A 16710-nucleotide genomic window follows, 5' to 3' on the forward strand; every position below is an offset into this window, starting at 1 on the left:
CGGATTACTGTTTTTCTTGCCCGATAATTTTGAGGATGCCGCGCACTGGAATATCAATCCAATCGGGGCGGCTGGCGTATTCGTAACTGACCTCGTAGAGCGCTTTATCCAGCACAAGTGCTCTCAGTAGCGGGCGGTAGGTAGATGGAATATCGCCGTATCCGTCAAGGAATGACTGCTGAGCCTGAGCACACCACTGCTCGCTGGCTTCGCCTGAAGCCCCCGCTCGTTGCCGAGTCCCACTGGCATAGTCAAAGGAACGCAGCATACCGGCGACATCGCGCAACGCCAAATCCGGCGCGACCCGCTCAGCTAACGGGCGCAACGGTTCGCCCTCAAAGTCTAAGGCGTACCACTGCTGGCGTTGAGCTGAGTAGATAACCTGGCCGAGATGGTAGTCTCCGTGAATACGCTGTACGGCTGGCCACGGGCTATCCATAGCGGCGTCGAAGATTGCGGTGATAGCCGCGCGATATTGTGCCAGTTCTGGCGCGTCCGTCAGGGCTTGTGTGGCGCGCGTATCCCAGGTAGTGCGGATCGCATCGCGATCTGTTGGGCCGATAGGGCGCGTGGGGAATTCGCGGGCGAGCGCTTCATGCATTGCTCGCGTCATGAGGCCTAAGGTGCGGATATTTTCTCGGGTGTTTTCGTCCATGCCAGTATCGGGGTGATTCGTGAATATCTGCCAGGCGTCTACCGCACCGTCAAGGAACTCTTGAGCGAATAGTGCGTGAGTGCTTTTGTTATCCCAGTGCGCTACTGCTGCTCCAAACTGCCGGACGACGCATCCGCATTGGCTGCGATCCAGCGCGCTTTGTAGCTCGACGTCGGGATTCATGCCGGAGGAGAGCACCCGAAAAACTTTCATAATAATTCCAGCGCAGGCGGATTTCGGTGCGCTCTCAGGTGAGGCAAAACGGAAAATGATCGAGGTATTGGACTGTTCCGAACGCAGTCTTGTGCTGCTGACGATTGGCGTCTGATCGTTATGGAAGACGGTTGACTGGAGCGTCATTGCCGGTAGGTATCCCTCGGTTGTGCCAATAGCACCATCGCTGGCAGTGCAGTGCTCCGGCGGAGCAGCCAGCGTGCCTGTTGGCGCGAACGGGATATGAGTAGCGGGTGCCTCGCTCGTTGCCTGGTATTCGGTGCGTAGTACAGATCCCAGGAGGGCGTATTGGCCATGTGGATCGTCAGTTGCGTCAAAAACGCCAATATCTCCGCGCATAATGCCAATTGGTTCGGCCGTTAATGAGGTTAATGAGCCGGAGCGATCAGTTAATCTCCGAAACGTGAGGGGGACGTTAAATAGCGCATGAGGAGCGCGGATAAGAAACATAGCGCTGGTGCACTGATCGCTTTCCTGACCAAGTCGAAGGGCGTGGGTCAGTGTGATGTCATCGTCGGGCTGGCCAGTGTACCAACGCATCCGAGTCATCCAAGGGCGCACGATAGCGGTCAGTTCAGTTAGTGAGAACTGAGGAAAAATGCTGTCAGAATTCGTCGTCATAACCGGATATTCACCTCATGAATAGATGGTTGCTGGAAAATCGGCATGGGCGGAAAATGCACGGGGAAAGGGTGATCTGCCCAAGGTGAGATACCGCATCGGGCAGAAGGGGAAACGCAATGCGTGAGAGTGCGTAGCGCAAAGCCAGGAAACCTCATCGGATCACCCGATTGCACGGGTGGGGAAGCGATAGCGGCGATACCAGCGATAGCGCAGCCCATGCGATGACTCGTACCGACCGTATCGCGCGGTATAACGGCAAACCTATTGATGGTACTGCCCCCATAGTGAAGGATAGTACCGCACACCGTAGCGAGGGCAGCGTGCACAGTTTCAGGGCAAAGCCAGGCAGCGCGTGCCGGCGTTAACGCCAGGTAACTTCCCGAATTAGAGCGACTGCCCGACAAGCTCCGCATTTACGCACAATCTTCTGACTGTGGCGAAGTGACAGGATCCTCCTCGCCACTGATTTCTCGTCCGGCTGCCGGGCCAGGCTCTGAGGTATCGGGCGCACTCAACTCTAACCAGAAGAAATCGCGAGAGCCGAGCGTCATGGAATACTGCCCGTCGGTGGGGATGGCTGGAAAACCTGCGCCACCAAACACGTCAGTGACATTCCATTCGGCATAGTCGGGAAGAGAAATAACTCCAGCTCGCGCCGTATTGGCCATATTCATCACGCACAGCATGACGCACTCAGTACTTGTTCGGGTAAAGGCGAGAATCGCTTCATTGTTGCAGGATCGCAGCGTGAAATCGCCGTGGCCAAAGACCGGGTAGCGGCGTCGAACCGCGAGAATCCCGCGCATCCAATGCAACAGCGAAGCGGGCTGAGCTAGCTGAGATTCAACATTGACGCCCTGATAGTGGTAAACCAAGGATTGAACCACCGGCAGGTAAAGCTTGCCAGGGTCAGCTAGCGAGAAACCGGCATTGCGATCTGGCGTCCACTGCATAGGGGTGCGCACGGAATCGCGGTCATTGAGCCAGATATTATCGCCCATCCCGATCTCGTCTCCGTAATACAAACACGGTGATCCAGGCAGACTAAGCAGGAGCGCATTAGCCAGCTCAATCTCCGCCCGAGAATTACCAAGAAGCGGGGCTAGCCGCCGCCGAATTCCCACATTAGCTCTCATTCGGGGATCCTCGGCATACCAGCCATACATATTGGCGCGTTCTTCAGTGGAGACCATTTCTAAGGTCAGCTCGTCGTGGTTGCGCAGGAACGTGCCCCACTGCCCACCCGCGGGGATTTGGGGGGTGCGAGTGAGAATATCGCGGATAGCGTCAGCCCGTTGATCGCGCAGTGCATAAAAGATGCGCGGCATGACGGGGAAATGGAAACACATGTGACATTCGGGCTTTTCTTCACTGCCAAAATATGCGACGACGTCCTCTGGCCATTGGTTCGCCTCAGCGAGGGTGATAGTTCCTGGGAACTCAGCGTCCAACATGGCTCGCAGCTCAGCAATGAATTCGTGGGTTGCGGGGAGGTTTTCGCAGTTCGTCCCCTCATCTTCAAACAGGTAGGGGATCGCGTCGAGCCGGAATCCGTCAATCCCGCGTCGTGCCCAAAACCGTATAACGTCTTTAACCGCTTCGCGTACTTGAGGATTGTTGTAGTTCAGATCGGGCTGATGGGAGAAGAAACGATGCCAAAAATATTGCCGGCGTACCGGATCGAAAGTCCAATTAGAGGCTTCCGTGTCGATAAAAATGATGCGCGCCGCAGCGTAATCCTCATCGGTATCTCGCCACACATAAAAATCTCCGAATGGTCCATCAGGGTGTGCTCGTGAGGATTGAAACCACGGGTGCTGATCGGAGGTATGGTTGATGACGAGATCAATGATGATACGAATGCCGCGAGCATGGGCTTCGTTGATGAGTTCTGAGAAATCTTCCAGCGTGCCATATTCCGGGCTGACGGCCGTGTAGTTAGAAATATCGTATCCGCCGTCGCGCATGGGAGAGGGGTAGAACGGAGGAATCCACAGGCAATCCACGCCGAGCCACTGCAAATAATCCAGGTGTTCGATCAGCCCGCGCAAATCGCCAACTCCGGAACCAGTCGAATCCCCGAAAGCGCGCAACAGCACCTCATAAAATACGGCCGTTCGGAACCACTGTGGATCATCGGATAAGCCGACGGAGGAAGCGGCGCGATCGGCTGAGGAAGTATCGGTGGATCGCGGAGAAAACCCCACGGGACGCGAAGAAGGCTCGGCAGACCGTGGCGAATTCGCCGCAGGTTCTAGAGAGCTTCCCGCGAGCTGCGCAGAGCTCCCCGATTGGCCTGCCTGCGGGGGCGTTGGTGAGGAAAAATCTGGAAAATCGGGCACTTAACGAGCCTTTACCTGTAAGATGTGGGCGACCTGACCATGCGGGTCAAGGCTGACGTATGGGCGGTCATTCCAGTAGAACGTGCTTCCGGAAAGCTCGTCGTAAACCTCAATTGTAGCCGAACCATCCCAGGTTGGCTGCGTACCAAAGATACGTAAATCCAGCTCCAAAGTGGCACTGTGCTGTTCGTATGGGTTGAGATTAATGACGATAAGCATCTGATCGACGCTGGAATCGGCTGACTCTTCCGGATGGGAAACCTTAGCGAAGGCGAGGATATTCTCGTTGTTCGTCGGAATGATGTGGACGTTGCGCAGGCGGCGCAGGGCAATATGGCGTGAGCGAATATCGTTGAGTTTGCCGAGCAAAGCAGAGATTCCGTAGCCATCTCCGGCCGCGTAGTCGCGGTTCTTGTACTGGTACTTTTCGTTGTCGATCTGCTCTTCTGCACCAGGGCGGGCGACATTTTCTACCAGTTCATACCCGTTATAGATTCCCCAGGTGGGTGAGCCAGTGGCGGCAAGAATAGCGCGAATTGCGAAAGCAGGAATACCGCCATGCTGCAGATATGGGGTGAGAATATCGTGGGTCGTCGGCCAGAACGCGGGGCGAATCCGTGAGGCGGAATCCCAGGCGAGTTCGTGGAGATATTCTTCTAGTTCGCTCTTGGTGTTGCGCCAGGCGAAGTAATTGTATGACTGGTGGAATCCCACGGCGCCGAGCGTTTGAAGCATCGGCGGTTTCGTGAATGCTTCTGCCAGGAAAATAACCTGTGGGTGTTCCCGACGGAAATGTGCCAGCAGCCGCTGCCAGAAAGACACCGGCTTGGTATGGGGATTATCCACTCGGAAGATCGTCACACCGTGAGCGACCCACAGCTCCAAAATCCGTACAATCTCCTGGTAGATCCCCTCCGGATCGTTGTCGAAGTTCAAGGGGTAAATATCTTGATACTTCTTGGGCGGATTCTCCGCGTAGGCGATAGTGCCGTCAGCTCGGGTGGTGAACCACTGCGGATGTTCGGTGAGCCAGGGATGGTCGGGGGAGCATTGCAAGGCAATATCAATGGCGACCTCCATGCCCAGTTCGCGAGCGCGGGCGACGAAAGCGTCGAAATCCTCGAAAGTGCCTAAATCGGGGTGGATGGCGTCGTGACCACCAGCAGCCGATCCGATAGCGTAAGGCGATCCAGGATCCTCGGGGAGGGAATCGAGGGTGTTATTGCGTCCTTTTTTATTCGTTGATCCGATGGGATGGATCGGGGTGAGATAGATGACGTCAAAGCCCATCGCGGCAATGCGGTCGAGATCTTTGGCGGCAGTACGCAAGGTGCCGGAAACCCATTTCTTGGTTTCTGGATCGAGATAGGAGCCAACTGATCGGGGGAATATCTCGTACCATGAGCCAACTAATGCCCGTTCCCGATCAACATTGATCCGATAGCGAGCTGATTCCGTCACGGCATCGCGCAGCGGATAGGTGCGCAAAGCCTGATGAACTGCTTCAGAATTCGCGGCTGCAAAGCGGATATTCGCGCCGATCCGACGCTTTGAAAGCATAGCAATTGTTTCGCTGAGGATAGCTCGCTCTTCGCTACCTTCTGGCATCTGCTCCAGGGCACGACCTAAAACACGCTCGCCTTCTAAAAAGACGAGATCGGTATCAATGCCAGCTTCTAATTTGATGCGGGCGTCGTGGAACCAGGTAGCAATCGGATCAGACCAGGCACGCACAAAGAACTCCCATTGACCGGGATAGTTGGGGGTGAGCCAGCCGCGATAGATATTCAGGCCGGGATGTGTGTCTGCCATAGGCGCTTCAGCAACTTCTGTGCCATCGGGATCAACGAGGACGGCAGCAGCCCCAAACTGATCGTGCCCTTCGCGGAATACGGTCGCAGTAACTGGGAATGACTCATGTTCGGTAGCTTTGGCTGGCCATGCTCCGCTTTGGATGACGGGTTGGACGTCAACGATGGGGATACGCCCAATGGGTGCATACGGAGCCGGGCGTGGATCGGGGGTACGTTCGATATATTCCGAGGTGCGTGCGATGGCTGCTGGAGCAGAAGCGGCTTCTTCTGAGCTGCCGAGTGCAGTTTGCGCGGTGAGCTCTTCTGCGCGTGCCGGATCAGAAATTGGTGAGGTATCCAAATCGGTGATCTGCTCAGCTTTATCTGAGGGAGTAGTTGCACTGCTTGAGGTGGTGCGGGATACCTCAGTGGCAGCATCGGTGCCCTGTTCAGCGCTTTGCGAAAGGCGTGCGGCTGCAGCCGTGGCACGACCTTGAGAAGCGGATTTCGCAGTCGTTTTGGTTGCGGGCTTCTTCGTTTTCGTCGTGGTTGCTTCAGCAGAAGCAGACGAGGCTGCGCGCGTGCGGCTGGCAGTTTTCTTCGGAGCGCTTGCAGTTGACGTAGATGTTTTGCGTGCGCGCTTTTTCGGGGCGGTTGCCGGTTGTTCCGTCGGGGAAGAATCCACAGACGGTGATACGGACCCAGATGCCGCAGGGCTTATGGACTGTGCTGCCGCAGCAGAGCGGGACGATGCGGACGATGAAGAAGAAGCCTTGGTACTCACAGTAATTATCCTAGTGGATCGGGCAGGATGTGTCTGGAGGGAGCGCACAATGGGATGTCAGAACGGAAAGCCAAAGCGATGTTGCGAGAAAGCGCTGCAGACATAGAGAAAGTAACTGGCAGGATACACATACATTGAGGTGGGGCACCTGGGAGAGCCCCACCTCAATGTCTATGCAGATTTATGCGTCTTGCTCGCTGTTTACTTGCTAGTTAGTGGCTAGCCTTCGATTGGGTGCGGTTCAATCTTCCACACCTCGTTGGCATAGTCGCGAATAGTGCGGTCGGAGGAGAACCGTCCAGATAAGACGATGTTCTTCCAACACATCGCAGCCCAGTGGCGGCGATCAGCAAAATAATCGCGGGCCATCCGGTCACGGCATTCGCGGTATGAAGCAAAATCCCCGAGCACATAGTATTGATCGGCGCCACCCCAATTGTGCGGATCCATTAAGGAGGCGTGGAGATCATGGAATGATCCAGTTCCGTTGTCATCTAATGTGCCGTCAACTAATGCGTCAAGCACGCGCTGTAAACCAGGAGTTTGATCTGCAGTTCGCCGCGGATCGTAGGTGCGGCGCAATTCGGGGAGCTCATCTTCGGTAGCGCCGAAAATGTAGGCATTATCCATGCCGACGCTATCGACGATCTCGACGTTTGCTCCGTCCATCGTGCCCAATGTGAGCGCTCCGTTCATCATGAACTTCATATTTGATGTGCCGGAGGCCTCTTTACCAGCGGTGGAGATCTGCTCGGAGATATCGGCCGCTGGAATGATGTGCTCAGCCGGAGAAACATTGTAATTCTCCACGAATACGACGCTCAGTCGCCCAGCCACATCTGGGTCATTATTCACCAGATCACCGATGGTGTTGATGAGTTTGATGATCGCCTTTGCTCGGGTATATCCCGGAGCGGCTTTCGCGCCAAAAATAAATACTCGCGGCGGAACATCCAGATGTGGATCGTCTTTAATGCGGAAATACAAATCCAGGATATAGAAAGCGTTGAGTAATTGACGCTTGTATTCGTGCAGACGCTTAATCTGAACATCAAAAATTGCCTCTGGATTGATCTCGATGCCTTGACGATCCCTAATCCATGCCGCAAAATCAGCCTTATTTGCCGCTTTAATGCTGTTCAATTCATCGAGGACAACAGGATCATTGCCGAAATGCTCCAGTGCGGCAAGCTCATCCAGGTTGCGCACCCACGAATCAGATCCGATGAGTTTCGTCAGCAGCGCTGATAGGCGCGGATTACACTGATCCAACCAACGCCGCGGGGTTACGCCATTGGTCTTGTTGTTGAATTTCTCCGGCCAAATATCATGCCAATCATGCAATGTCTCTGCTTTGATGATCTCCGTATGGAGGGCGGCAACACCGTTAATAGAGAAGGAGGCGTAGCAGGCGATCCACGCCATGTGAACCCGATTCCCGCTGATCGGTGCCATATAGTCGATCTTGCCCTGATCGAATCCAGCCTCGGCGAGTTCTTCACGGAAACGACGGTCAATCTCTCGCACGATCTCAAGAATCCGCGGGAACAACCGCTCGAAGATCGAGATCTCCCAGGTCTCCAGCGCCTCAGCTAATACGGTGTGGTTCGTGTACGCAAAGGTACGCGAAACAATCGACCATGCTTCATCCCAGCTCATCTCGTGCTCGTCAAGCAAAATACGCATCAACTCAGGGATAGCCAAGACGGGGTGGGTATCGTTGAGCTGGATCGAGTTGAACTCGGCAAAGCGCGTCAGATCACCCCGCTGAGCTAGCTCATTCGCAACGATCTGCTGCAAGGAGGCCGAGCAGAAGAAGTACTGCTGACGCACCCGCAAGATCTTGCCCTCAAAAGATGAGTCATTGGGGTACAAGACACGGGAAATATCGTGGACGCGCTCGCGCTCAACGATTGCGCCAGTGAAATTTTGGGAGTTGAAAGCGGAGTAGTCGAACTCTTCCATTGGTTCGGCTTTCCACAGCCGCAAAGTCCCAACATTATGGGTGCCATAGCCGGTGATCGGCATGTCATAGGGAATGGCACGGACGGTGAGGTCGTTGTATCGAATGAGCACTTCTTGCTCTTCCCGACGAATAATGAAGGGGTAGACGTCCTCCATCCACGGATCGGGCTTTTCCCCTTGGAATCCGTTGTCAAAGAACTGCTTAAACAGTCCGTAGCGATACAAAATGCCGTAGCCGCGCACCGGATAATTCTGAGTGGCACACGAATCCAAGAAGCAGGCAGCCAAGCGCCCCAAACCGCCGTTACCGAGGGCGGCGTCTGGTTCTGCTTCGAGAACGTCTGAGAGATTCTGCCCAAACGCTGCCAGTTCTGCACGGCTTTCGTCGATCAGACCAAGATTCGTCAGGTTATTGAGCAGCGCCCGCCCCATCAGGAACTCAGCCGAGAAGTAATGCTGCATTCGGGTGGCGTTATAGGTTTCTTCCGTCTTTTGCCACGCATCGGCCAGTTGACCGACGACGGCAGCAGAGGTCGCTTGCCAGTATTCGGTAATAGTGGCGTTCAGCGCGTTGCGTCCAGAAACAGAACGCACATACGGCGCGATCGAATAGGTGTTGACGGTGTTAGTCATGAATTCCCTTTACCTACATTCTCTGGGCAGTGATACTGACAGGCACCCGTAGCGACTACCTGCCAGTGGGCACAACCCGATGTGTACAGTGCATAGGATAGTCCAGGGGAAAAAATTGAGTTAACCGAGATCGCTCTCCTGCAAGGATTTCCGATTCGCGATTAGTATTTCATCCCTAAGACTTCGTGTACTGCGTCAAGCGTGAGCTGTGCTTGTTCGCGTGCTCGCGTGATTCCGCGTTGCAAGATCTGCTGTAGATACGCCGGATCTGCAATAAGTTCAGCGCGGCGTGCGCGTAGCGGGGCGAGATGTTCGTTGATTGCTTCAGTGACGACGTTCTTCAACATGCCGCCACCACCGTCGCCAATCTCTGCTGCGATAGTGTTTGGATCCCCTCCGCTTGCCAAGGCAGCTAACAACAGCAGATTCGACACTTCCGGGCGGTTGACCGGATCGTATGTAATATGCCGATCAGAATCCGTTACAGCTTTCTTGATCCGCTTGGCTGTCTCGTCGGCGCTCATTCCTAATTCAATGGTGTTGCCCTTAGATTTGGACATCTTCGTGCCATCCAAACCGAGCACGTTCTCTGCTTCGGAGAGCAGACCTTGCGGGCGAGGGAAGATGCGCGGGGTATCGGGCCGACCATAGCGGGCTTCAAAACGATCAGCGATGACGCGCGCCTGTTCCAGGTGGGGGAGCTGATCTTTGCCGACGGGAACTAAGTTCGCTTGGCAGAACAGAATATCGGCAGCCTGATGGACGGGATAAGTCAACAGTAAACCAGACATCGGGCGACCATTGGTCGCATCTAATTCTGCTTTAACCGTTGGATTTCTCCGCAGTTCAGCGTCAGAAACCAGGGATAAGAACGGTAACATCAGCTCATTGAGCTCGGGCACATGCGAGTGGGCAAAAATCGTCGTTGCCTCAGGATCCATACCGATAGCGAGATAATCGGTAAGGAAAGAATAAACGCGTTCGCGCAGTGGTCCGGTTTCGTCACGATCCGTGATGACTTGATAGTCAGCAATGAGCAGCCAGGTATCCACTCCACGGCGTTGAATATCCACCCAATTGCGTAAAGTCGCAAAATAGTGACCGATATGCAGATGGCCGGTAGGGCGGGCGCCGGTTAAGACGCGAAATTGGCTCGGATCGTCGTCGATAGCAGCATTGAGTTTCGCGCTTATAGCACGAGCCCGCTCCAAAGAGGCATCGGAGGTGGAATCTGCTAATGCTGCTGCGCTGGCATGTGTATCGCTCATAGCTCTATGGTACGAGCTGAATGAGAGAGGGAAAAATCTGCTAGCTGGGGTTAGCGAAGAATAATGTCACAGATAGCGCGGGCACTCGGGTCATCGCACCCGGAGCATACGTGTAGATTGTTGAGCGCGGATGCTCCCAGGTAGAACACCAGTCCAGGCGCAGTGGAGTTCCACGCCCATTAGGAAGGCGAACCGTATGCGGGTGGATATTGCCATTGAAAATGATTAACGCATCGGCATCCTGCCCGCCGCCAGATCGCAGGACTTGGACGAGCCGAGTATTCGGATCAAACCAGAGATAATCGGGCATCAGTTCGCCGGTATCATCGAGCCAGGCAATATCCATGATGGTGTCTTGACCACGGGCGGATCCGGTGTAGAACGAAGTGGGGCGCAGGACGCGGTGATCGCGGCGCAATCGCAACAAATACGAAACCGTGTCGTGCATATTGCGTTGATCGTCAGTGAGGTCCCAATCAATCCACGAGATTTCCGTGTTCTGAGAGTAGGCATTGTTGTTGCCGAACTGGGTCTTCATTATCTCGTCGCCGGCAGCAATAAAGGGTGTTCCGGCGGAGAGAATCAGGGAAGCGAAAAGATTGCGCATGGTGGTGCGGCGTGCGGCGAGGATATGTGGATCTGTCGTCGGACCTTCGGTGCCATGGTTCCACGAGCAGTTGTTATCTGTGCCGTCGCGGTTATCTTCGCGGTTTGCCTCGTTGTGTTTGTGGTTAAACGAGGTCAGGTCGTACATGGTGAAACCGTCGTGGGCGGTAATGAAGTTAATGGAGGCGTGAATACCGCGCCCGCCAGGGATACGCCCATGAGAGAACATATCTGCTGATCCGGCTACCCGCGTGGCGACGTCGCGCTGATCGCCACCGATCCCGCCGTGATGAATCGATGCGGGTTCCGTCAACCAGAAAGAGCGCATAGTATCGCGGAAACGATCATTCCAATCGGCTGTTGGAGCGGGGAATTGCCCGGTGCGCCAGCCGCCATGACCAATATCCCACGGTTCGTTAATGAGCTTGACGGTGGAGAGGATCGGATCGGTTGCCATCGCAACATACAAGGGATGTTGATGGTTGAAGGAATCGCCTTCGCGCGCCAGGGTGACGGCAAGATCGAAACGGAAACCGTCCACCCCGATATGTTCCGCCCAATAACGCAAGGAATCTAAGGTCATTTGCATGACGGGTAAACGTCGGAAATCCAGGGAATTCCCACAGCCGGTGGTATCGACGAGAGAGCCGGGACGCGAGGAATTGTGCCGGTAGTACATTGAATTATCTAGACCGCGCCAGCAGACGGTAGGCCCGTCAGAGCCGGCCTCGCAGGTGTGGTTATAGACCACATCCAAAATCACCTCAATGCCCGCGTCATGAAGTAGACTCACCATCCCTTTCACTTCATCAAGGACGGCTTGCGGGCCAGCGGCGCGGTTGGCAGCCATCGCATAGGACGGTTCTGGGGCAAAGTAGCTCAATGTGGAGTACCCCCAGTAGTTTTCCATGCCTTTACGGGTGAGGAACGGCTCGGTCATTTTGGCGTGGATGGGGAGTAATTCGATAGCGGTGATCCCTAGACCGGTGAGGTAGTTAATCGTTACCGGATGAGCTAAGCCAGCGTATGTTCCCCGCAGATCCTCTGGGATACCGGGCAGTGTTTTCGTTAACCCGACGACGTGGGCCTCATAGATGACGGTGTGATTCCACGGTATGCGAGGGCGGTTATCGACCGCTGGAGCGTCATCCACGATGACACCTAATGCGGTGACGTCTCGCGAGTCGCGCTGATCGGGGAGGAACGCCGGATCGGGGTGCAGTTCATCGTCAACACAGTGCGAATACAGTGCCGGATGTAAAGTGGGCTGCTGAATAATCGCACGCGCGTAGGGATCAAGAAGGAGCTTGGCAGGATTATGCCGCAATCCTGCGTCTGGATCCCACGGGCCATGAACCCGAAAACCATAGGCCTGCCCAGCGCGAATTCCGGGAACATGCCCGGCCCACACGCCATTTGCGCCGTGACGTAACCGGAATCGACGTTCGCTGCTGCGCCCGCCGTAAGTATCAATAAAGCAGACGTCAACGGCGGTAGCATGGCTGGCAAACACTGCGACATCAACGCCAGATCCGCGAATATGTGCCCCTAACGCGGGGGTATTTGCTAGCGGGAGGCATGGTTCGGCTTCCCGTGCGGTGTATCGGGCCACAGGCCGTGTGGAAAACGTAGATGTCACGCCCTCTATTGTGGCAGGTTATCACTCAAAAATGCGGTTATTCTCGCCACGTGTAACGAAGGGGAATGAGGATAGTGGGTATTGTGTAGAGGCAGGAGGGGAATACCGGATGTATGCACAGTTGCTTTTGGCGCGGTCAACCGTGCAGCGTCATGCCTGTGGGCGCGCGGATATGGCGGAGTTATTGGCAGATCCGAAGCTGCAACTGGCGTTATTATCTGGGCAAACATTGGCGGCGCGCGCTGGGAAACTGGCCTGGTTTTCTCGGAGTGAATTAACTGAGCTATTGGGGCGGCAGATCACTGCCCACGAGCTGCTCTATTTAGGGATGGACGAGGCAGGCCGACGCTTTGCCGCAGTGGATATTGCCGAGAGCGAATGTGCTGTTGCGGGTTTTCGTCATCATGAGGTGAATGCCTCGCAGATTCGCTACGAAAAGTTAACAGAATTGGGCCTGACGATGGACGCCGCAGATAGCGGGTGTGCCACAACGGCGTTAGCCTTGGCACAATGGCATCGTTCCAGTCGCTATTGCCCACTTTGCGGTCAGCCCAGCTCGGCGATAATGGGCGGTTGGGAACAGCGCTGCGCTAACGGTCATACCTTATTCCCGCGCACTGATCCGGCTGTCATCATGGCAATTCGTGATTCCCATGATCGGCTACTGATTGGCCGCAACCGCTCATGGCCAGAAGGGAAATTCTCCACCTTAGCGGGGTTTGTCGAGGCTGGGGAAACCTTAGAGGCGGCTGTTCGTCGTGAGGTCTTTGAAGAGGTCGGCATCGAGGTCGGCGACGTTGAATACTTTGGTTCGCAACCTTGGCCATTTCCACGTTCACTTATGTTAGGGTTTCGCGGTTGGACGCGAGATCTGCACCCGCAGGTTTATCCTGACGGGGAGGAGATCCTGGAGGCGCGTTTCGTCACTCGCGAAGAACTGCGGGCCATGATTGTGGCCAATCCGCGCCACGCCCCAGGGAAATCCTCGGTTGCCAGGGCTTTGATTGAGGATTGGCTGGGTGAGCAGATCGTCAGCGGATTATCGGAGGAACGCCAGGAGGGCAACAGCGGTGAACCGATCCATACGTGACGACTTGGATGAAAACCAGCGAGAGGTTGTCGAACACATCGCCGGGCCGATGGCAGTGCTGGCAGGGGCCGGAACGGGAAAGACGCGCGCGATTACTCACCGTATTGCCCATGCCGTCCTCACCGGGCAACAACATCCGCATAATATTATGGCTCTGACCTTCACCCACCGAGCTGCCGGAGAGATGCGCTCGCGGTTGCGGGATTTAGGGGTTGGCCAGGTGGCGGCACGGACCTTCCATTCTGCTGCTCTGCGGCAGTTGCAATATTTCTGGCCGAATGCCGTCGGTGGCTATGTGCCGGAGATACGCGAGTCAAAGTTCCCAATGGTTTCCCAGGCAGCCGCCGATCTGGCTATGGATACTGACGCCGTTTTGATCCGAGATTTAGCAGCCGAGATTGAGTGGGCAAAGGTATCGCTTATTGCTCCAGAAGAATATGCTGCGCGTGCTCGCGAGGAAAACCGCCCAGAAGTTGGTGGATACTCTTATACCCAAATTGCTGATCTCATGGAACGCTATGAGGACGTCAAAAGCGAACGTGCGGTTATAGATTTTGATGACGTATTACTCGTCATGATTGGAATTATGCGGGATCGACCAGATATTGCGGCGCAGATTCGCGCGCAGTACCGGCATTTTGTGGTGGATGAATATCAAGATGTTTCGCCGGTCCAGCATCGGTTGTTGAAGTTGTGGCTGGGGGCTTCTCAGGATATTTGTGTGGTTGGGGACGTCTGCCAAACCATTTATTCTTTTGCAGGGGCGAAAGCTGATTATTTGGAGGGGTTCACCCGTGAATTTCCGCGGGCACGGACGGTGAAGCTGTCACGAGACTATCGCTCAACGCCACAGATTGTTCAGTTAGCTAATAGCGTCATTGCGGAAAATAATTCGGCTGCGGCAGTGCGGTTAACATCGCAATTGCCAGCCGGTGTGCCGGTGAGTTATCACTGTTATCCCGACGATGCGGCGGAGGCGCGTGAGATTGCGCAGCGCATACGGGCGGCGCATGAAGCAGGTACTCCGCTATCCGATGTGGCTATTTTGTATCGCACAAATGCTCAATCCCAGGAGTATGCTCATGCTCTGGCGCAGGCGGGAATCTCCTACACCGTTAAGGATACGACGCGGTTTTTTGATCGATCTGAAGTGAAAGCGGCGATGGTGGCTTTGCGAGCCACCGCCCGTGGGGAATATAGCGGGACGCTACCTGAATGTGTTTCCGGGATTTTGTATTCATTGGGATGGCGCCCGCAACCACCTCAGGAATATGGTGCGGCTCGGGAACGTTGGGACGCGCTAGAAGCGCTCAGCAGATTGGCGGAGTCACTGTGGGCACAGCGTCGGGCAAGTGTTGCCCAATTCGTTGCCGAACTGGAAGAACGCGCTCAGATGGGCAATCATCCGCAAACTGACGCGGTGACTTTGGCGTCCTTACATGCGGCGAAAGGCCTGGAGTGGGCGGTGGTGTATCTCGGAGGGATGAGTGACGGGCTCATGCCGATTTCGTTGGCCGATACGGCACAGGCGATAGCCGAAGAACGGCGTCTGTTATACGTCGGGATTACTCGTGCGCGCCAGGAACTCCATATCTCTTATGCGCGGAGCAATCCGGGGCGTGCTGATCGGAGCGTATCGCCATTTCTGGCTGAGCATTGGCCGCACCCGCAGGCCCGTTCTACCCAGGCGCGTCAACGAGCGCAAACTGAGGCAGCGCTGTGGGCGGCAAGTCATCCGAATGATGTAGAACTGTTTACTCAGCTATACCAGTGGCGTCAGGTACGGGCAGTAGAATTGGCTAAGCCAGAACATACAGTGCTGACGGAAGTCACCTTGCGAGATTTGGCGGCACGAAAGCCAGCAAATCTTGTTGAGTTAGGGCAGATTAAGGGGATTGGCTCGTTGAAGTTAGCCCAATTCGGTGTGGAGATATTGGCCGTTATTGCCGATTATCAGGGGTCGTAACCTCAGCGGGGCCAAGTATGTTGTGGCATCCGCAGCGCGGATGTGTAGTGACGATATGAGCTTCCGGAGGGTCAGGTGGCGGTGGGACTCGCCAACTGTATTCCACGCGATGCCCGTCAAGGGCGCTGAGAATATCGCGTACTGCCAGGGCAGTGGCAAGCATTGCGGCGGCGGGATCGGGTAGCAGTGGAGCGGCAGCGCAGGCTTGTTGGCATAGTATTCCCCAACGTTCATCAGATTCGTAGCGGTGGAGGGCAAGGCAGGTGCCACAGGCAGTTTCGTGGGCAATGCTCAGCGGGCCGGCATATACGTCAATCTCGTCAACCCAGGCATGGTAGACCATTTTTCCGGCGGCGAGATAGCGCCCAGCCCGTACCGGATCGGTGGTATAGCTGCCGGTGAGCACAACTAGCTGCGGTTCGTGTGTGGTAGCTAAACAAATATGAGGATTCTCTTGACGTAGGAGCGTGCGTAGAGTGGTTGACCGTGCCGTGCCGAGCCCGATATGGCGCATGAGGGGATGATCGCGGGTGCTGACGGCATTGTGATCGCTCGTCGTTACGATTCCAATACCATTGCGAACAAGCCCGAGGGCGATACCTGCTCCAAGATAGTCCAGGTGCGGAATATGCACATGGGAGTGTTCGCGGTGTTGGGGATAGACGCCGAAGATTCGACGCCAGGCGTGAGGATCACAACTGTAACGTTCGGTGGTATCAAGAACTCCAGCGCGTGTGAGCGCTTCGAGGAGCTGAGTGAGGCGCTCGCGAGGGATATGCCTGGCGTCGGCACGGGCGCGCAGTTCCACGTCGGTTTGTGGTCGGCTTAGGGAATCGACGAGGTCAAGTTCGGCAGGGGATAAGCCGGTAAGATCTACCGCGATGCGCGGGTCAATGCCGATTTGTGCGCGGTGGGTGCCGGTCCAGAACACTCCGGTTGTTAGGTGCATGAAATCCTCATTTGCTCGTTCGTGTTTGGCTTTTGAGGGTAGCGAGATGTGCTACGCGCTAAAGGCGTTATGCACGGGTGTGAATCGAGGGGTACACGTATGTCGAAATATGCTAGGGGATCTGCTGTGGGAATGTGCGTTCGCGGGTGCGAGTGCCCAGTG

Annotated in this window: 9 protein-coding genes; 2 read left to right on the forward strand and 7 right to left on the reverse strand. The window is 55.4% G+C overall.

Annotation, left to right across the window (positions count from 1 at the left end; all coding sequences use genetic code 11):
• Positions 1 to 4: 4 nt before the first annotated feature.
• From ACLHIL_RS06380 to glgX, 6 genes are all read right to left on the reverse strand, one after another.
• Positions 5 to 1510 (reverse strand): phosphotransferase, encoded by a 1506-nt coding sequence (locus ACLHIL_RS06380; protein ID WP_411297125.1) that lies wholly within the window; start codon positions 1508 to 1510, stop codon positions 5 to 7.
• Between the two features lie 416 nt (positions 1511 to 1926).
• A complete protein-coding gene (gene treS / locus ACLHIL_RS06385) occupies positions 1927 to 3855 on the reverse strand; it encodes a maltose alpha-D-glucosyltransferase (RefSeq protein WP_411297126.1) in 1929 nt (642 codons plus the stop codon).
• A complete protein-coding gene (locus tag ACLHIL_RS06390; RefSeq protein WP_411297166.1) occupies positions 3856 to 5889 on the reverse strand; it encodes an alpha-1,4-glucan--maltose-1-phosphate maltosyltransferase in 2034 nt (677 codons plus the stop codon). It abuts the gene before it with no gap.
• Positions 5890 to 6651: 762 nt separating this feature from the next.
• The gene (locus ACLHIL_RS06395; protein WP_411297127.1) at positions 6652 to 9030 is read right to left on the reverse strand and encodes a glycogen/starch/alpha-glucan phosphorylase; all 2379 of its coding nucleotides are present in this window, start codon (positions 9028 to 9030) and stop codon (positions 6652 to 6654) included.
• Positions 9031 to 9191: 161 nt separating this feature from the next.
• Positions 9192 to 10298 carry a tryptophan--tRNA ligase gene (trpS, locus tag ACLHIL_RS06400; protein ID WP_411297128.1) on the reverse strand — a complete coding sequence of 369 codons (1107 nt, stop codon included), beginning with the start codon at positions 10296 to 10298 and terminating at the stop codon, positions 9192 to 9194.
• A gap of 40 nt (positions 10299 to 10338) precedes the next feature.
• Positions 10339 to 12543, reverse strand: a complete 2205-nt coding sequence (gene glgX, locus ACLHIL_RS06405) for a glycogen debranching protein GlgX (RefSeq protein WP_411297129.1) — start codon at positions 12541 to 12543, stop codon at positions 10339 to 10341.
• On the opposite strand from glgX, the gene nudC reads away from it, so the two are divergent.
• Positions 12524 to 13633, forward strand: a complete 1110-nt coding sequence (gene nudC / locus ACLHIL_RS06410) for an NAD(+) diphosphatase (RefSeq protein WP_411297130.1) — start codon at positions 12524 to 12526, stop codon at positions 13631 to 13633. The genes glgX and nudC overlap by 20 nt on opposite strands.
• On the forward strand, positions 13614 to 15599 hold the full coding sequence (locus tag ACLHIL_RS06415) for an ATP-dependent helicase (RefSeq protein ID WP_411297131.1): 1986 nt from the start codon (positions 13614 to 13616) through the stop codon (positions 15597 to 15599). The genes nudC and ACLHIL_RS06415 overlap by 20 nt, the downstream gene beginning before the upstream one ends.
• Here ACLHIL_RS06415 and ACLHIL_RS06420 read toward each other — a convergent pair.
• Complete coding sequence (locus tag ACLHIL_RS06420; protein ID WP_411297132.1) at positions 15574 to 16548, reverse strand: hypothetical protein; 975 nt, start codon at positions 16546 to 16548, stop codon at positions 15574 to 15576. The genes ACLHIL_RS06415 and ACLHIL_RS06420 overlap by 26 nt on opposite strands.
• Positions 16549 to 16710 lie beyond the last annotated feature (162 nt).

Origin of the sequence: Trueperella sp. LYQ143 (assembly GCF_046599595.1) — a bacterium.
Classification (GTDB): domain Bacteria; phylum Actinomycetota; class Actinomycetes; order Actinomycetales; family Actinomycetaceae; genus Trueperella.